The sequence below is a fragment of the Marinobacter confluentis genome (assembly GCF_004785685.1).
GTDB lineage: Bacteria > Pseudomonadota > Gammaproteobacteria > Pseudomonadales > Oleiphilaceae > Marinobacter > Marinobacter confluentis.
In genome coordinates this window covers 101,584-119,285 of record NZ_SRPF01000006.1, presented here as the reverse complement: position 1 = coordinate 119,285, position 17,702 = coordinate 101,584, and the positions used below count along the sequence as shown (strand labels likewise).

The 17,702-nt window shown below is 57.1% G+C and carries 18 protein-coding genes; 9 read left to right on the top strand and 9 right to left on the bottom strand.

Features of this window, described 5'->3' with window-relative positions; translation table 11 throughout:
* Nucleotides 1–305: 305 nt before the first annotated feature.
* On the bottom strand, nt 306–1,508 hold the full coding sequence (gene tyrS, locus E5Q11_RS16245) for a tyrosine--tRNA ligase (RefSeq protein ID WP_135804498.1): 1,203 nt from the start codon (nt 1,506–1,508) through the stop codon (nt 306–308).
* Nucleotides 1,509–1,820: 312 nt separating this feature from the next.
* Between tyrS and E5Q11_RS16240 the strand changes: the two genes are divergently transcribed.
* The gene (locus E5Q11_RS16240; protein ID WP_135804497.1) at nt 1,821–3,287 is read left to right on the top strand and encodes an OapA family protein; all 1,467 of its coding nucleotides are present in this window, start codon (nt 1,821–1,823) and stop codon (nt 3,285–3,287) included.
* A 3-nt stretch (nt 3,288–3,290) separates the two neighbouring features.
* Complete coding sequence (locus E5Q11_RS16235) at nt 3,291–4,388, top strand: anhydro-N-acetylmuramic acid kinase (RefSeq protein WP_135804496.1); 1,098 nt, start codon at nt 3,291–3,293, stop codon at nt 4,386–4,388.
* Nucleotides 4,389–4,421: 33 nt separating this feature from the next.
* On the opposite strand, the gene erpA is transcribed toward E5Q11_RS16235, so the two are convergent.
* From erpA to argC, 4 genes are all read right to left on the bottom strand, one after another.
* Nucleotides 4,422–4,775, bottom strand: a complete 354-nt coding sequence (erpA, locus tag E5Q11_RS16230) for an iron-sulfur cluster insertion protein ErpA (RefSeq protein WP_135804495.1) — start codon at nt 4,773–4,775, stop codon at nt 4,422–4,424.
* A gap of 64 nt (nt 4,776–4,839) precedes the next feature.
* Nucleotides 4,840–5,316: a bactofilin family protein gene (locus E5Q11_RS16225; RefSeq protein ID WP_135804494.1), complete on the bottom strand. Its 477-nt coding sequence runs from the start codon at nt 5,314–5,316 to the stop codon at nt 4,840–4,842.
* A gap of 1 nt (nt 5,317) precedes the next feature.
* Nucleotides 5,318–6,061 (bottom strand): DUF6776 family protein, encoded by a 744-nt coding sequence (locus tag E5Q11_RS16220; protein ID WP_135804493.1) that lies wholly within the window; start codon nt 6,059–6,061, stop codon nt 5,318–5,320.
* A gap of 9 nt (nt 6,062–6,070) precedes the next feature.
* A complete protein-coding gene (gene argC, locus E5Q11_RS16215; RefSeq protein ID WP_135804492.1) occupies nt 6,071–7,108 on the bottom strand; it encodes an N-acetyl-gamma-glutamyl-phosphate reductase in 1,038 nt (345 codons plus the stop codon).
* 152 nt (nt 7,109–7,260) lie between these two features.
* Here argC and E5Q11_RS16210 point away from each other — a divergent pair, with 152 nt between their 5' ends.
* The 6 genes from E5Q11_RS16210 to E5Q11_RS16185 all read left to right on the top strand — a co-directional run bounded on the left by E5Q11_RS16210 (nt 7,261) and on the right by E5Q11_RS16185 (nt 13,318).
* Nucleotides 7,261–9,066: a chloride channel protein gene (locus E5Q11_RS16210; protein WP_135804491.1), complete on the top strand. Its 1,806-nt coding sequence runs from the start codon at nt 7,261–7,263 to the stop codon at nt 9,064–9,066.
* 3 nt (nt 9,067–9,069) lie between these two features.
* Nucleotides 9,070–9,492, top strand: coding sequence for a protoporphyrinogen oxidase HemJ (gene hemJ, locus E5Q11_RS16205; RefSeq protein WP_135804490.1), 423 nt, complete (start codon nt 9,070–9,072; stop codon nt 9,490–9,492).
* Between the two features lie 7 nt (nt 9,493–9,499).
* Entirely contained in the window at nt 9,500–10,291 is a 792-nt protein-coding gene (gene thiD / locus E5Q11_RS16200) for a bifunctional hydroxymethylpyrimidine kinase/phosphomethylpyrimidine kinase (RefSeq protein WP_135804489.1), read from the top strand.
* Nucleotides 10,291–10,935 (top strand): thiamine phosphate synthase, encoded by a 645-nt coding sequence (gene thiE / locus E5Q11_RS16195; protein WP_191964487.1) that lies wholly within the window; start codon nt 10,291–10,293, stop codon nt 10,933–10,935. The genes thiD and thiE overlap by 1 nt, the downstream gene beginning before the upstream one ends.
* A 16-nt stretch (nt 10,936–10,951) precedes the next feature.
* Entirely contained in the window at nt 10,952–12,232 is a 1,281-nt protein-coding gene (gene hemL, locus E5Q11_RS16190; protein WP_135804487.1) for a glutamate-1-semialdehyde 2,1-aminomutase, read from the top strand.
* Nucleotides 12,233–12,403: 171 nt separating this feature from the next.
* On the top strand, nt 12,404–13,318 hold the full coding sequence (locus E5Q11_RS16185) for a lipase family alpha/beta hydrolase (protein WP_135804486.1): 915 nt from the start codon (nt 12,404–12,406) through the stop codon (nt 13,316–13,318).
* Between the two features lie 57 nt (nt 13,319–13,375).
* On the opposite strand, the gene E5Q11_RS16180 is transcribed toward E5Q11_RS16185, so the two are convergent.
* The 4 genes from E5Q11_RS16180 to E5Q11_RS16165 all read right to left on the bottom strand — a co-directional run bounded on the left by E5Q11_RS16180 (nt 13,376) and on the right by E5Q11_RS16165 (nt 16,447).
* Nucleotides 13,376–14,740, bottom strand: a complete 1,365-nt coding sequence (locus tag E5Q11_RS16180) for a tetratricopeptide repeat protein (protein WP_168215677.1) — start codon at nt 14,738–14,740, stop codon at nt 13,376–13,378.
* A 69-nt stretch (nt 14,741–14,809) separates the two neighbouring features.
* Nucleotides 14,810–15,220, bottom strand: coding sequence for a hypothetical protein (locus E5Q11_RS16175; protein WP_225315061.1), 411 nt, complete (start codon nt 15,218–15,220; stop codon nt 14,810–14,812).
* Complete coding sequence (locus tag E5Q11_RS16170) at nt 15,220–15,897, bottom strand: anti-sigma factor family protein (protein WP_135804483.1); 678 nt, start codon at nt 15,895–15,897, stop codon at nt 15,220–15,222. Before E5Q11_RS16170 ends, E5Q11_RS16175 begins: the two co-directional genes overlap by 1 nt.
* Nucleotides 15,898–15,907: 10 nt before the next feature.
* Entirely contained in the window at nt 15,908–16,447 is a 540-nt protein-coding gene (locus E5Q11_RS16165; protein ID WP_263641515.1) for an RNA polymerase sigma factor, read from the bottom strand.
* Nucleotides 16,448–16,719: 272 nt separating this feature from the next.
* Between E5Q11_RS16165 and E5Q11_RS16160 the strand changes: the two genes are divergently transcribed.
* Nucleotides 16,720–17,667 (top strand): DUF4382 domain-containing protein, encoded by a 948-nt coding sequence (locus E5Q11_RS16160; RefSeq protein ID WP_135804503.1) that lies wholly within the window; start codon nt 16,720–16,722, stop codon nt 17,665–17,667.
* Nucleotides 17,668–17,702: the final 35 nt, after the last annotated feature.

Genomic DNA, 17,702 nt, shown 5'->3' with positions numbered 1-17,702 from the left:
TCCTGATATTTCGTATCCGAAATACCTCGGCCAGCGCCCACACGAATTACTTGGTTAACTTTTTAAAGAGCAGTGGGAACTTCCGTTCCCTGATCAAGGCCGCGTATTCTACAGCGAATCGCGACCTTGTCAACCGCTTTGAGAAGAAATTCGATGACCGGAATCTCTAATAAATTCAAACGGTTGTCTTTCGATTCCTGACCCGCCTCAGCGGCGTGCCCCTCGAAAGAGATGCGTATTCTACAGCCCTGCCGGTCGGTGTCAACGGGCCCTGAAACATTTTCTCAAATTAAACCGCAAGCCGATCACTCAGTGATCAGAACGCGGGCAATCTTTTTCTTCCCGGCCTGCAGAACCACGTCGTCACCGGCACTGAACATTTTCTCTTCCGTTAACTGCTCACCGTTCATGTAGACCGCGCCACGGCCAAAGACATCTTTTGCGGCTTTGCCGTTCTGCGCCAGACCTGCTTCTTTTAATAGCCCGACAATATGAAGCTGCTCGCGGCCCGCCAGCGCTACCTCAACAACCGGGACGTTTTCAGGGATCTCACCCAGGCCAACACGATTTCCAGCTGATTTATGTGCGTTGGCAGCGGCATCCGCATCGTGAAAACGGGTGATGATTTCCTGGGCAAACAGCTTCTTGTATTCCTGTGGGTTGGCGCCTGCCTCGACCGCAGCGCGATATTCCTCTATTTCCGCGAGTGGGCGGAAACTCAAAAGTTCGAAATAGCGCCAGAGCAGCTCATCCGGCATGGAAAGAAGCTTGGTGTACATTTCGCCCGGCGAATCATTGACACCCACATAGTTGCCGAGGGATTTGGACATCTTCTGAACACCATCCAGCCCCTCAAGGATTGGCATGGTCAGCACAACCTGCGGCTTCTGCCCATACTGTTTTTGCAGATGGCGCCCCATCAGCAGGTTGAACCTCTGGTCTGTGCCGCCCAGCTCTACATCTGCCTCAAGCGCAACCGAATCGTAACCCTGCACCAGCGGATAAAGAAATTCGTGAATCGCAATCGACTGCTCAGCCTCATAGCGCTTGTGAAAATCATCGCGCTCCAGCATGCGGGCCACAGAATACTGTCCGGCCAGGCGAATCATGTCTGATGCAGAAAGCTTCTTCATCCAGTCCGAATTGAAGACAACCCGGGTCTTATCAGGATCCAGTATCTTGAATACCTGCTCTTTATAGCTAATGGCGTTCTGCGCGACCTGCTCCTCGGTTAATGGAGGGCGTGTCGCGCTCTTGCCCGTGGGGTCACCAATCATTCCGGTGAAATCACCGATCAGGAAAATGACCTGATGACCCAGATCCTGAAACTGGCGAAGCTTGTTGATCAGAACGGTATGACCAAGATGTAAGTCGGGAGCCGTCGGGTCAAAGCCCGCCTTGATTCGCAGCGGCCGACCCTCTTTCAGCTTTTCGACCATTTCGTTTTCAGGAATCAGATCGTCAATGCCGCGCCGGATTACCGCCAACGCTTCTTCAATAGAGGCCATCTAGGACACATCCTTAATTCTGATCTGCAGGAAAGGCATCGTTACAGACGTCTACAAAACAAATCTGTGAGTTACCAGCGCTCCTGCTACTATCTCGGTTAATTTTTGAGCGAAGTCACTTTTGACCGCCCATAAAATAGCGGCGAATTATAGCAGTGCCGGGTTAAAAAATCTGGCCGGAACGGAGGTAACGGTAATGTTTCCTTCTGTCCTGCGCGTATTTTATACGGTAATCTGTTGGACTATACTTGAACAACAGCTTTAATTAGGTAGTTCAACCTACCGAAATGTCGATCAAAATGGGTGCTATCCGTGCTGAAAATGTTCCCCAAAACACACATTACCATTGCCGCCAGCATCAGCGTGGTTGTGACCGCTGCCGTGCTGATGAGCCCAAGCTCCCGGGTCGAGGCCAATCGCGTTGCATATACTCTGGACCTGAAAGAAGGATCCGTGGCGAAAGCCGGCATGGCGTTAGAAGCCGGTCCCGCAGAACCACCGGCCATGCTGGCGCGAGCTGACAACACCGAAACAGCATCAAACGCAGATGAATCGGATCAGCCATCCCCGACTCTCGCCATGGCCGAAGCATCGCTTCAGACACCCTCCACTGCAATTGGCATCGGGTTACCAGGAGCCGAAGCCAAAGAGCCACCCGAGCCAGAACTCCAATGGCAAACCTTCGAGATCCGTTCCGGCGACACGCTGTCTTCATTGTTCCGCAAAGCCGGCTTTAATGACGGCCTGATGCTGTCCGTCATTCATGGCGATGGCGAAGCTGACAAACTGCAACGTCTGTATGCCGGCGAAACCATCCGCTTCGCGACTGACGGCGCTGGCGAACTGGCCGCCATCGAACTGCAACGCAACCTGCTTGAAAGCCTGAAAATACAAAAAGCCGACGACAGCTTTAAAGGCGAGACCGTCGTTCGCGAACCCGAAGCCCGCCCCGCATTCGCCTCCGGCGTCATCGACGGCTCGCTCTATGTCGCAGCGCGTGAAGCAGGGCTCTCAGATCGCCTGGCGATGGAAATGGCAGGGATCTTCGGCTGGAACATCGATTTCGTTTACGACGTCAGAAAAGGTGACCGCTTTGAAGTGGTCTACGAAGAGCTGTACCTGGACGGCGAAAAGTTCGACACCGGTGAAATCCTGTCAGCACGTTTCGTCAATCGCGGCGAAGACGTTATTGCCCTGCGCTACACCAACAGCAAGGGCGATACAGATTACTATGCGCCGAACGGCAGCAGCATGCGCAAGGCCTTCCTGCGGACGCCAATAAGCGCGCGGGTATCATCATCCTTCAATTTACAGCGCCGCCATCCAGTACTGGATGTCGTTCGCCCCCACGAAGGAACAGACTACGCGGCACCCCCGGGAACGCCGATTAAAGCCGCTGGCGATGGCCGGGTCAGTTTTGCCGGCTGGAAAGGCGGCTACGGGCGAACAGTGATTCTGCAACATGGCGATAATATCACCACGCTCTATGCCCACATGAGCCGACTTGGCCGGGGCATTCGCAATGGTAGCCGCGTAAAGCAGGGCGACACCATTGGTCACGTCGGATCTTCCGGGATGGTAACCGGCCCGCACCTGCACTATGAATTCCGTGTGAACGGCTCTCCGCGGAACTCCCGCACAGTCAAGTTGCCGGACGCCAAGCCAGTACCCAAAACCGAGATGGCAAGATTCCAGAAATTTGCCGAGCAGGAAGTGGCCAAACTGGACCTTTTCCGAGGGGACGACAAACAACAGCTAGCCCTGGCTTCAGACGAGTAAGATATGGACGCCTGGATCGGCCTGATGTCCGGGACCAGCATGGATGGCATCGATGCCATCCTGGTGTCCTTTGCTGATCAGAAGGTGCAGATCCACGCCACCCACAGCACACCCTACCCCAATGATATCCGTGAGCGCCTGGCAGGCCTGAGCCAGAATCACGGTTCGCCCGACGAACTGGGTGAACTGGACCATCTTGTAGGCAACCTGTTCGCCGATACGGTTCTGGAGCTTCTTACAAAATCTGACGTGGCACAGGATCAGATCAGGGCCATTGGAAGCCACGGTCAGACTATCCGGCATCAGCCCGACGGCGGAACACCCTTTACCCTGCAGATTGGCGACCCTACGCTGATTGCGGAGCGCACCGGCATCACCACCGTTGCCGATTTTCGCCGGCGGGACATGGCCGCCGGCGGTCAGGGAGCGCCATTGGTTCCTGCCTTCCACAAAGCCTTTTTTGCCGACAGCTGCGAAGACCGCTGCATTCTCAACCTGGGCGGTATTGCCAACCTCAGCCACCTGCCTGCCGATAAGAGCCAATCAGTAACCGGATTCGACACCGGACCGGCAAATGCGCTGATGGATGCCTGGTGCAAAGATCAAACGGGCCAGGGTTTCGACAACAATGGCGCCTGGGCAAGCGAAGGAGAGGTTGATCAGTCCCTGTTGAGCGACCTGCTTTCTGATGCTTATTTCCAGCGCCAGCCGCCGAAAAGCACCGGCACAGAAAAGTTCAACCTGGAGTGGGTTCAGACCAATCTTGCCAGACACCCGAACCTGAATGCTGCAGATGTCCAGCGCACACTGCTGGAACTGACCGCCATCACGGTAGCGCAGCAGCTTCCCGAGCAACCCAGAATGACCATCTTCGCCTGCGGTGGCGGCGCCAGAAATCCCGTGTTGATGAGGGAACTGCAACGAACCTGCAGCCCGTGCAAGGTGACAACAACCGCCGCTATTGGGCTTGATCCGCAATGGGTTGAGCCATCAGCGTTTGCCTGGCTGGCCCGGCAAACGCTGACTGGTCAGCCAGGCAATCTTCCGGAAGTCACCGGCGCAAGTGGAGAGAGAATTCTGGGAGCGGTCTATTATTCCTGACCAGAAGGCCTAAACAGGCCAGGATGGACTTAATCAGATGGTGAAAGAGCTGCCGCAACCGCAGGTGGAACTGGCATTCGGGTTCTGGACCACAAACTGCGAGCCCTGCAGGCCTTCCTGATAATCCACGGTCGCCCCTACCAGATATTGATAGCTCATCGGGTCAACCAGCAGGCTGATGCCGTCCTTTTCAATAACGGCGTCTTCATCATCCTGGGCTTCGTCGAACGAAAAGCCGTACTGGAAGCCTGAACAGCCGCCCCCGGTGACGAATACCCGCAACTTCAGGTCTTCGTTGCCTTCTTCTTCGACCAGCTCACGTACTTTGGATACCGCACTGTCACTGAGGAACAGCGGGGTAATAGTCTGTTGCTGAACTACGCTCAAGAATGCCTCCGGGTAATGCTGTGATGGGTAATCTGATTATCGTATTCCTGACTAAAACAATCAACTATTCCCTGGCGCCGCCCGAATCTTCCTCTACCCCTGCCGAATCAGATGCTGTGGGCGTGTCCACGCCCAGCCCCGGTTTCCGGTTCTGGGTCAGCAGCCCTGACGGCTCGCTCTGGTGAACCAGGTTACCGTTAACTGATGCACCCATGGCCATTTCGATCAGGTTGTAATAAACGTTACCGTGAATGGCCGCGTTCTCCGCCAGCTCCAGGTGAGCGGACGCATAGACGTCACCCTGAACGGTGCCATTGACGATCACATGGGGTGCACGGATATCCCCTTCCACGGTGCCGACTTCGGAAATTCTTAAAACCGCATCACTGCCATCGTCTGCAATCAGTGTCCCACAGACTTTACCGTCCACATGCAGGCCACCGGAAAAATGCACGTCACCATGAATGGTGGCTTTGGAGGAAACCAGAGTATCAAAGTGTCCGGTTGGGCGACGTGGCTTCTGCTTCTTTTTGCCCAGCATATTAGTTCTCCGTCAATTCTTCCCAATCAAATGTTCGCTCAACCTGTGCTGAGCCCGACCCATCGCGCTTTGCCATCACTTCCACATGCAAAGGCTCGAACCCTTCCGGCAGCTGCAGCCGACCCTTTACCTCCTGAAAATACCGGAAGCGCAGCTTGATATCGGTGTTTTCAATATCGTCCGACAGGTCTCTCAGCGCAATACTTTCGCGTTCATCGCCCTGCAGACCGACAACATTGACCTCGGCATAGCCAGACAGATAGCTTTTGTTGTCGCCCCTTTGAACCAGCACAACCATGAAATCAAAGGCACCCGGTGAGCCGGCATTGCGCATGGTCAACCGATCAATCTGCAAACCACGACTACTGTCGGAAGGCGCCATGATGTTTTTGTAGAACACCAGTTCCGACTGCAGGGATGATAGCTCGGTTTCCAGCCCCACAATGGTCCGCCTGGATTGATTGAGGGCCTGTTTGTCCACCGCCCGACCCCGCTCCAGGTTCACCAGCCGCTGACTCATTTCACGGTTTTCATCGCGAAGCCGTTCAACTTGGCTGGAAAGCCGTTCGCGGGATTCCTCAGCGGTCGAGAAGCGGAAGCCACCCTGCGCCATGCCGGTCACGTAGCCGAGAATGGCAGCAACCACCGAAAAGGTCAGCAGGATGGCCGTTCGGCGCACCCTATAGCCCGGACGGTGCCGGATAACAATATATTCTTCGGATGGCTTTCTGGGTTGCTCGCTCACCCGGGCACCCTATGGCAGCAGAGCCGGGGCTTCGAGCCCCCGGGTCTCTGGAAGGTCGAACATGATGTTCATATTCTGTACGGCCTGACCCGCTGCGCCCTTCACCAGATTATCGATGACCGAGGAAACAATCACGATATTGCTGTTCTCCTGGCGGTGAAGTGCCATGCGACAGGTGTTGGCACCTCTCACACTCCGGGTTTCCGGATGGCTGCCAAACGGCATGACATCCACAAAAGGCTCGTTGCGGAAACGGTTTTCAAATACACGCTGGAGGCGCTCGAAATCGCCAGCGTTCGTGAGTTCGGCGTAAAGCGTTGCCTCTATGCCCCGGATCATCGGGATAAGATGCGGCACGAAGGTGACACCCACCGGTAATTTCGAAGCCTGCTGCAGGCCCTGGCGAATTTCCGGAAGGTGGCGATGGCCAGAAGCACCATAGGCTTTGAAGCTCTCCCCGATTTCCCCATGCAGCATGCCGATCTTGCCCTGACGCCCGGCGCCGCTGGCACCTGACTTTGCATCTGCAATCAGTCGGGTGGAATCCACCAGATCTGACTCAAGCAGCGGCAGAAAACCCAACTGCACCGCCGTGGGGTAGCAGCCAGGGTTGGCAACCAGTTGCGCCCCCCGAATCGCCTCGCGAGCCACTTCCGGCAGGCCGTAGACCGCCTTTTCTGCCCATTCCGGGCTTTCGTGGGGCATGCCGTACCATTGCGCCCAGACGTCAAGATCTTTCAACCGGAAATCGGCAGACAGGTCCACCACGCGGACGCCGGCGGCCATCAACTCGGGCATCATCCGCATGGCGACCCCGTGAGGCGTGGCAAAAAACACCAGGTCACAGGCCGCCAGCTTGGCCACATCGGGTTCCGAAAAGGCAAGGTCATAATGGCCTCGCAGATTCGGATACATCTCGGCAACGGCAAGGCCCGCCTCGGAACGCGACGTAATACAGCTCACTTCCGCGTCCGGGTGAACCGCCAGAATTCTGAGAAGCTCCACACCGGTGTATCCGGTGCCTCCGACAATACCTACCTTGATCACCAGCAACTCCCGCAAATGTCACAAAATACCAGATGGGCAGAAAGCCCTCGCTAACCCTATAGTCTAACATGATAAACCAATGACTTAGTTGCAGGGCCCCGGGCTCTGGTTACAATACCGAAAGAAATTATCGGCCACCGGTACCAACATCCATGAAAGCCCCCTGGCACAAGATCACTGAGAACCTGATTCCCGTGTTCCGTCGCCGGCTGTCGGGCGTGGATGCCCTGCCACAGCTGGCGGTGCTCGGCCTGCTTTCCGGCCTGGTTACTGGCTGCGTCATTCTGCTGTTCCGCCTGGCCATTGAATGGCCGCTGGACCACTTTCTGCCAGGCACAGGTTCAGAATCCTTCGAAGAACTTGACCTAGTTACCCGCGGCATACTGCCGTTAGCCGGCGCTGTCGCGTTGGGGCTGTTACTGCATCGGTTATCGGCCCAGGACCGCAAGGTGGGCGTCGTTCACGTGATGGAGCGGCTGAATTATCATCAGGGCTACATTTCAGTGCGCAGCGCGCTGCTGCAATTCGTCACCGGGGTATCCACGGTGATTACCGGCCAGTCCGCCGGGCGGGAGGGCCCCGCCGTACACCTGGGGGCGGCGTTTTCCAGCCTGATGGGTCAGTGGATGCGCTTGCCCAATAACAGTATACGAACGCTGGTGGCCTGCGGGTGTGCTGCCGCCATTTCCGCGTCTTTCAACACCCCTATTTCCGGGGTCATTTTCGCCATGGAAGTGGTAATGATGGAATATACCATCGCCGGATTTACCCCAATCATTCTCGCCTCTGTTACGGCAGCCGTCATCAGCCAGGCCGCCTATGGCTCAGAACCTGCGTTCAGCGTTCCGCCGCTGGTCATGAATTCGCTTCTGGAAATCCCCTGGATTATTGCCATTGCGCTAATCATCGGCATCGCAGCCGCCGCGTTTATTCACCTTGTCGAAACTTTTGGCAAACACCACCACCGGCCGGTGATTCTGCGGCTGACATTGGCGGGGTTGTTGATGGTGCCCTTCGCCATCCTGATTCCGGAAGTCATGGGTATCGGCTATGACACGGTTCAACTCACAATTGACCACCAGATGTCGTTCTGGCTGCTGCTGGGAGTTGGCGTTGCCAAGCTGCTGATTACATCGGTCACCATTGGTCTGGGCATGCCCAGTGGTGTGATAGGTCCAACGCTGTTCATGGGTGCGACTCTGGGCGGCGCCATGGGGCTGATTGGCGCCCAGATTGTTCCAGACATGGCATCATCCATTGGTTTCTATGCCATGCTGGGCATGGGCGCGATGATGGGCGCGGTACTGCAGGCGCCGCTGGCCGCGCTGATGGCGCTGATGGAGCTGACCCGCAACCCGAACATCATTCTGCCCGGAATGCTGATCATCACGACGTCCAGTCTGATTACCAGCGAGGCCTTCGGCAAAAGATCGCTGTTCCTGACCATGCTCAAAAGCCAGGGCCTGAGCTACCAGAACTCCCCCATCATCCAGGCGCTGAGGCGAGTTTCGGTTGGGGCTATTATGGAAAGAAACATACTGCGCACGGAACGCTTTCTGACCGCCGAAGAGGCACGGAAAGTGCTGAAATCCGAACCCAAATGGCTGATTATCGAAGGCAGTAGCGGACCGACGGCACTGATGCCCGCTGTTGACCTGGCCCGCTACATGGAGGACAGCCACGAATCTCCTGACGACACCGGTGCCGAAACCGGCGATGCTAAAACCGATAGCAGCAGCGAGCCTGAGAAAATCGACCTGATCAACATTCCAGCCAACCGCCGGGACATAGGGCCGGTGCAATATCAGGCAACCCTGGAAGAAGCACTGAACGTATTCGACCAGACCAGCGTAGAAGCCCTATACGTTCAGCGCCACGTCGCGCCGACTATTCAGCGTATTTACGGGGTATTGCTAAAATCCGACATCGAAAGTTACTACCAATACCGACGGAGCTGACCAATGCTTTGGGTTAAAGCCCTTCACCTGATCGCCATGGTGTGCTGGTTCGCCGGCATTTTCTATCTGCCGCGCCTGTTCGTTTACCACGCTGCCTGCGAGGACAAGCCCGGCCGCGAACGCTTCAAGATCATGGAGCGAAAGCTTTACCGGGGAATCACCACCCCGTCCATGGTGGCCACGCTGGTGTTTGGCTTCTGGCTTGTGAGCTATAACCCGACCGGCTATTTCAGCCAGGACTGGCTCCACGCAAAGCTACTGCTGATCGCCATTCTGGTAGCCTATCATTTTTATTGTGGCCATCTGGTGAAGGTCTTTCAGGACGACAGTAACACCCGCTCCCACGTGTTTTACCGCTGGTTCAACGAGCTGCCGGTTTTCATTCTGGTGGCTGTAGTCATTCTTGCCACCGTTCGACCCTTCTGAGGACACCATGACTGAGCTGAATTCCCGCCCTCACGTTCTAGTGATCTCCGGCCTTGACCCCTCTGGTGGCGCCGGCATACAGGCCGACATCCAGGCCATTACCGCGCTTGGTTGTCACCCCCTGCCGGTGCTGTCCTGCGTGACGGTTCAGGACACCCGCAACGTATACGGCGCCGCGCCCATTGACCCGGAGGTCATCCGCCAGCAACTGGCAAGCCTGGCCGAAGATTCGCCCATTCACGCCATCAAGACCGGCGCACTGGGTAACGCCGACGTGGTAGACGTTCTGGTGGAATTTCTGGCAAAGCATTCGGGCATCCCGTTGATCACTGACCCGGTTATCAAGGCTGCAGGCGGTGGCGACCTGGCAGACGAAGCACTGATTCAGCGAATGACACAGCGGCTGTTTCCCCTGGCCGAAATGCTGACCCCGAACGGCATTGAACTGCAGCTACTGGGCGAAAGCGAAGACCCCGGAACCGCCGCCGCCCGACTTCTGGAAACCGGCTGCCAGAGCGTGCTGGGCACCGGTGGCCACGGCACTGGGCAAGATATCGTTAATGTTCTCTACAGCCACAATCAGGCACCAGAGAGCTTTCATGTTGAGCGGGTTGGCGGAGAATACCACGGCACCGGATGCACTCTTGCCGCTTCGATTGCCGCCGGGCGTGCCAGTGGTTTGGGCACCCACCCCGCTATCGTCCAGGCCCAGAATTTTGTGTCCCATGCCATCCGCCACGCCCTGAAAGTCGGTCAGGGCCAGCCGGTTCCGGACCGGGGTATTGTGTGGACAAACTGATGCGCCCGGGGCTCTACGCCATCACCGATGGCGCACTGCTGCCGCCAGAGCGATTGATTGGGGCGGTAGAGGCGGCATTAAGAGGTGGCGCGGTGATGGTTCAGTACCGCGAGAAAAAGCTGCCGTTTACTGAGCGACTCAGCCAGGCCAGAAGACTTGTGTCTGCCTGCAACGCTGCGCAGGTGCCATTGGTCATCAATGATGACCCCGAGCTTGCCAGACGAGTGAGTGCCAGCGGCGTTCACCTGGGCCAGTCCGATTCCGATCTGGGCGAAGCACGTAAAACCCTTGGCGACGCCGCCATTATTGGCGCAACCTGTCACGCCCGACTGGACCTGGCCAGAAGCGCAGACAAAGCCGGGGCAGACTATCTGGCCTTTGGCCGTTTTTTTCAATCATCAACAAAGCCGGATGCCCCTGAAGCCAGCCGCGAGATACTGGCCACTGCACGTGGCTTCGGAAAGCCGGTAACCGCCATCGGCGGCATTACCCTTGAGAACGGAGAGTCGCTGATCCGCGCCGGGGCCGATATGCTGGCGGTGGTGGGTGGCCTGTTTGACGGCGACGACCAAGTGATTGAAGATCGGGCCCGGCAATTTACCCGGCTGTTTACGGCCCACCATCCACTTTCTAGTTCCCGATGATCAGGAGTAAGGCAAGATGACCCAGTCCGAAACGCTATTCAAAGAAGCGCAGAAATATATCCCCGGTGGCGTCAATTCGCCGGTGCGGGCGTTCAAAGGCGTGGGCGGCACTCCGATCTTCTTCAAACACGCCGAGGGCGCCTATCTCTACGATGAGGACAACCGTCGGTACGTTGATTTCATTGGCTCCTGGGGCCCAATGATTCTGGGCCATTCCAACAAACTGATCAAAGACGCCCTGCACGCCCAGGTGGACCTTGGCATTGGTTACGGAGCTCCCACGGCCATAGAGACCGCCATGGCGAAGAAAGTCTGCGAGCTGGTGCCCTCCATCGAACTGGTGCGCATGGTGAACTCCGGCACCGAAGCCACCATGAGCGCCGTTCGACTGGCCCGAGGTTACACCGGTCGCGACAAGATCGTTAAATTCGAAGGCTGCTATCACGGCCATGTTGATTCACTGCTGGTGAAAGCCGGTTCCGGCGCACTGACCCTGGGCGTTCCCAATTCCCCCGGGATACCCGCCAGCCTGGCCGAGCACACCCTGACGCTGGACTTCAACGACATTGATGGCGTGCGCAAGGTCTTTGACGAAATCGGCGATCAGATTGCTGCAATCATTGTCGAACCGGTTGCCGGCAACATGAACTGTGTGCCACCGGTACCGGGCTTTCTTGAGGGCCTGCGGGACGTCTGCGACCAGCACGGCACCGTGTTGATCTTTGATGAGGTGATGACCGGGTTCCGGGTTTCCCTGGGTGGAGCCCAGGGCTTCTATGGCGTCAAACCTGACCTGACCGCCCTGGGTAAGGTGCTCGGTGGCGGGCTGCCCGTCGGCGCCTTCGGCGGGAAACGGGAAATCATGGAACATATCTCACCACTGGGGCCGGTTTACCAGGCTGGCACGCTGAGCGGGAACCCGCTGGCCATGGCCGCTGGCCTGACGACTCTGAACGCGATTTCCGAGCCCGGCTTCCACGACCGCCTTACTGAAAAAACCAATGCGGTGAAAGATGGCTTCAAACAGGCGGCAGACGAGGCAGGCATCCCCCTGACGGTTCAGAGCGCAGGCGGCATGTTTGGCTTCTTTTTCACCGACGAACCCTCGGTCACCCGGTTTGATCAGGTTACTGCCTGCAACATCGAGCGATTCAAGGCGTTTTTCCAGGGCATGCTGAAAGAAGGCGTCTATCTGGCGCCCTCTGCTTTTGAAGCCGGGTTCACGACCGCCGCGCTGACCGATGAAGACATTGAATTCACCATCAACGCCGCCCGCAAGGTCATGAAAACCCTCTAGCGAAAAGGACAGCGGATCGACCAACAAGCGTGACGCCGGTCACAGATTTCGGTGACCGGCGCACCAGTGCCCCTTCTGCCGTTGACTTCCAAGGCCTGCTGATCAAATTATGTTCGCATCTCGACAGAGATAGTTTGACAACAAATACAACAGCAAACTGCAGGTATAACAATGAAACAATGGCTAAAAGCACTGACTGTGCTTGTGGTGATGGCGTGGTCTGCGCCTTCCATGGCATGGTGGTGGTCCCCCTCCGACTATGCCGACACCCGTTATCCGATTGTGCTGGTTCACGGCATGTTCGGTTTTGATTCCGTTGCAGGCGTGGATTACTGGTACGGCGTTGCGGAAGATCTCCGCCGCGAAGGCGCGGATGTCTACACCACTCAGGTGCCGGCGCTGGACAGCACCATCGCCCGCGGCGAGGCACTGTTGCCGCAGATTGCCTCAATCGCCGCAATTCATGGCAGAGTAAATCTCGTTGGCCATAGCCACGGCGGGCCCACGGCGCGCTATGTTGCCCGGGTCCGACCAGACCTGGTGGCGTCCGTCACAACGGTTGGCTCGCCCCACAAGGGCTCGCCAGTTGCGGATCTGATCTACGGTTCGCCGGCTGAAAGCCTGGCGGCATCACTGGGCAACGCGCTGGGCAGCCTGATCGACCTGCTGTCCGGCGGCGGTTACAACCAGGACCTGCGTTCCAGCCTTTATTCCCTGACCACCCAGGGCAGCGCCGAATTCAACCGGTTCGCGCCGGCAGGCATGCCTGCCAGCAGCTGTGGAGAGGGCGCCTATGCCGCCAACGGTGTTCGCTTCTATTCCTGGGGCGGCACCGGCGTGCTGACCAATATTCTGGACCCGTCTGACGCACTGCTGGGCACCACAAGTCTGGCGTTCGGTTTCTCAGCCAACGACGGCCTGGTCGGGCGCTGCAGCAACCACTTCGGCAAGGTTATTCGCGACAACTATTTCATGAATCATCTGGATGAGGTCAACCAGGCTCTTGGACTGCACAGCCTGTTTGAAACCGATCCCAAAACCGTGTTCCGCCAGCAGGCCAACCGCCTGAAAAACGCCGGGCTCTGACCGGCCGGCTTCGTATCGGGTATCGCAGGGCAAGGACGCCCTGCGTCTGTTGCCTTATCAAAAAACGCCGTCGAGGCTGAGCATCAACTCCCCCCGATCGTATTGGTAGCGGCCGAGGGTGCTGCGGTTATCCACCCACACCAGGTCCAGCCCTAATTGCCAGCGCCTGTCCAGCCGATAACCCGCAAATACCCTTGTTCTGAACTGCTCATCGTCTCGGGTGCGGCTGATAAGCTGGCCGCCGCTGATGACTCGATGGGGGTCAGCATAGCGACTTGAACGAAACATCGGTTCCGCGCCCAGGCTCAGACGATCCGTGATCTGCCGTTCAGCAACAACGGACAGCGTTTGCCTGACGGGCGAAAGGCTGAAGAACTCTTCCCCTACCTCCAGGTCGTCCCGGCGATCAAACTCCAGCCGCCATGCCCCGTCAAAACGCCAGAGGTCCAGGCTTTTCCCGGCGCTTATCTCACCGCCGTAAAGTGCGCCGTCATAGGCCGAGAAATCCGATCCGCCCTGGATTGTCGAAACAAAGGCCGCAAGCTTGCAGTCCACCATCAACTGCTCCGGCCAGAAGCAGCCGGGGCGGTTATAGGATGCGCCCAGACTTACTTGCTGTTCCAGCAGGTCGCCCCCAAACCAGAACCGGGATATGCGTAGATCAGACACGAACCTGGCAGCCCCGAGTGGTTGCTGCCAGCCTGCGCCGACGCTCAAATAGAGATTGTCGAATTCTGATTCACTGGGATATTGGCGGGCAAGTGCAACGGCTTCCAGACGGATTGCACGGCCTTCTCCCCGGCCCAGATAGGCACGGCCGGATGCCAGTAGATCGCCGAAGGCCCCGGCCTGGTCTGAGGTCGCATCGCTGGGCGCGCCGGCAATGTTGTTGTCGTAACCCGTGGCAGCAGATAGAAATACGACCGTTCGAGTCGCACCGGCAGCGCTGGCAGAAGTGCTGGTAGCCGAGCTGGAACCGCCACTGGCCAGTTGCCGTTGCGCCAGTAACTGAATCTCGCGAGGCGCGGAGTCCCCAGCCGCCTGGCTAAACCAGGCATTGGCGGCTTCAGTATCGCCCTGCTTCTGCAACACAAGGCCGAGGTTATACCGGGCAAGTGGCGCGTGAGGGCTGTCGAGCAATGGCGTAAAAGCGGCGCTGGCCTGGTCATACAGACCGAGACGGTAATAAACCACACCGAGGTTATAAAGCAGAGCAGAAGATGCCAGGCCCGCATCTCGAGCTTGCTCCAGCAAGCGCCTGGCCTGTTGCAGATTACCCGACTGGAAGGCCGCAACACCGGACTCGAACGCCGTGCGCGGGCTGATCTCAGGCACCGTTGGTTGCAGGTCAGAGTCAGCAACAGCGCCACCCCACCACACAGCGAGCAGAACGAGCAAACCAGGCAGCGGAACGTACTTCAAAGTGACTCCTGAGCTTCCCTTCAGAATCCCGGAGTCAGAACCCCGGCGGCCAGCCATCAGAATAGCTGGTTAATCGGGACCTCCGCCAGAATTTCCGGGATTGAGAGGCCCGCTTCCAGATCCTGGCACTTCAGGCCTGTTCGTCGAGCCGTTCCCCCTGGCATCCTCACGCACCCTTGCCGCTTCCTTGGCGCGCTCTGCTGCGGCCTGGCCGAACGCCCTGCCCTGTTCACGTGCCTGTCTGGCCGTTTCATTTGCCCTTTCGGACCCTTTTCCAGATCCGGAAGCGCCGGGGCCTTCTTCCAGAACGATCGGCTGATCAAGCCGGATTTCTCGTACCACCGAATCGGTCAGAGCCTCATCATCAGTCACCATTCGCATGGTGACATCCAGGTCGTCGCTGGCCAGTGTGGCCGGCGATGACAGCAGCCCTGCCGCCAGGGCAAAAACAACAAGAGACAGTTTAAACCGAACCGACATCATAAAACGGGCTCCGATGAATTCCCGACATCCATCTGCGACAGTGGCGTCCGGAAGGTTTTCTGCTGCTCACCCTTGTGGAGGTGAGCCACCAGCTCCCCCTCACCGGGAAACAGAACATTCAGTGGCAGCTTCAGAATGTTCTCGCCGGCATCAAGATCAACATTCCAGCTCAGGCGCTGCTGCCCGGGGTAGCTCAGCATTTCGACGTGAGCAGGCAGTTCCACGGTCAGCATCACATTATCCATGGCTTCGGCGGAATCGAAGGCCAGCTTCACTGTATAAGGGCGTTCGCCAACCAACGAATCCTTGACCGCCATCTGCTCGCTTCGGTCTGTCGTTTCAGGCTGCAACCCCAGGCCTAACGCGATGCCCAGTGCCAAAGCCGCTGCTATCGCACCGCCCGCCAAAGGCAGGCTCATTGTGCGCTTTGCTTCATTGTCGCTCTCCACGGGCAGGGCGGCTGCCCGGGACAATACTCTCTGCTCAAAACCGGGCGAGGCAGGGGGAACGCCATACCTGGATTTCAGGGCGCCCAAGATCGCGCTTTCGTTCTCGACTATCGTCGCGCAGGCGTAACAGCCGGCAACGTGGCGCTCAACCGCCGCGGCTTCGTCACTGGAAAGTTCGCCTCTGAGCCAGGGCTGTAGCCGGTTTATAAATGCACTGCACGACATAGTGTTCACCTCAATCCTTCACTCCAACACGTCTGGAATCCGGAAAAAGTTCCGGTGATTCCTGCAGTTTCTTACGAAGTCTTGCCCGGCAGCGATGGATTCGGGATTTTACCGTGCCTAGTGGAATATCCAGAACAATGGCGACATCTTCCTGACTCCAGCCATCCACGTCGTAGAGCAGGATAAGCGTTCGCTGATCCGGGGTCAGGGTTCGCATGACCCGATCAAGGGCTGGCCCAAGCTTCGCAAGGTCCAGTTGCTCGGCAATATCCGGTAGCTCAGCGGGCTGGTCGTCTAAAAGTTTGGTATCGCCGGAGGGCTCAAATTCCGTTATCGCAACATCGGCACGTCTGCCTTTTCGCCTAACCGAGTCAATGAACTGGCGATAAAGCACCCGATTCAACCAGGGCCGAAGCTGTTCAACCGCCTCCAGTTCATCCAATCGGGTGTAAAGCTTGACCACCACATCCTGCACCAGATCCTCAGCGTCCTGCTGCTGGCCTGCCAAACGAAAGGCGAAGCGATACATCGGCTCGAGGTGAGGCTGCACTAGACTCTCGAAGCGCTTTGAGCGACTGGTTCTAAAAGGAAGTAATGCCAAATCGGCTATCCGTACGAGCATGAATACTTAAGGTTCTGAACAGCATAGCTGCAACCCGGAGCCAAGTATATTGCAGGCGACCGTTCCCGGGCTGACTCAAGTCCGGTGTTAAAAAATATTAACCAGGCACGATGGAACGCAACCAACGACAAGGTCGTTCTACCTCTACGGATCAATCAAACACAGGCAGATCCCGACACATTAACCAATGGAGCGTTATGATGAATCAGTCTCTCAAACTCTTTACCGTCGCTACCCTCGCCGGCGCTTTGGCAGCTTGCGGTGGTAGCGGTAGCAGCAGTGATGACACAGGTTCAACTGGCACAGTTTCTTTTGATGTGACTGATGCGCCGGCCATGGAGTTCTCCAATGTAACCGTTTCATTTACCGGAATTTCTCTGAAACCTCAGAACGGTGAATGGGTCGAATTCAGTTTCGACACACCCAAAACCTGGAACCTGCTGGATCTTCAGGGTGGCATGAGCGAACCACTCATTACGGATGAAGAAGTGCCGGCGGGCCCTTATTCCGAACTTCGCCTCCTCGTCGACACCACAGAGCTTGCCTCCTTTGTGACGCTGAAGGATCAGCCGGATGTCAAAAAATCGCTGGCAGTTCCGTCCGGTGAACAGAGTGGCCTGAAGCTAAAAGGTGAATTTCTGGTGGCCGCAGACACCACAACGGATTTCACCATCGACTTTGATGTCAAGAAATCTATCGTGAACCCTCAAGGCCAATCTCTCGCAGATTATCTGCTCAAGCCTTCCCTGCGCCTGGTTAGCAATCTGGAAGTAGGTTCCATTTCAGGCGAGGTGGACTACGCCACCATCAATCAAGCCCGAAACAGCGATGAGACACAGGCGAACTGCACCGAAGGCTACGAAGGCTCAGCTTATGTCTACCAGGGCGCCGACGTTATACCGACAGACCTAAACGTGAACAACGAAGAAGGCAACCCTTTGATGGTTGTGCCGGTTTCGCTGAAGGACGGCGATAGCCTGTATAGCTACAAAGCTGCCTTCCTGACCGAGGGTGAGTACACCATCAGCTACTCTTGCCAGGTTGACGACAATGAAATCGACGATGAAATCGAGTTCGACGGCACCCAAAACGTAACCGTTGAAGCTGGCATAGAGACCGAAGCCCAAACCATCCCACTGGTTAACTAATCGCTGACCAATAAGAAAAACCCCGCTTCGGCGGG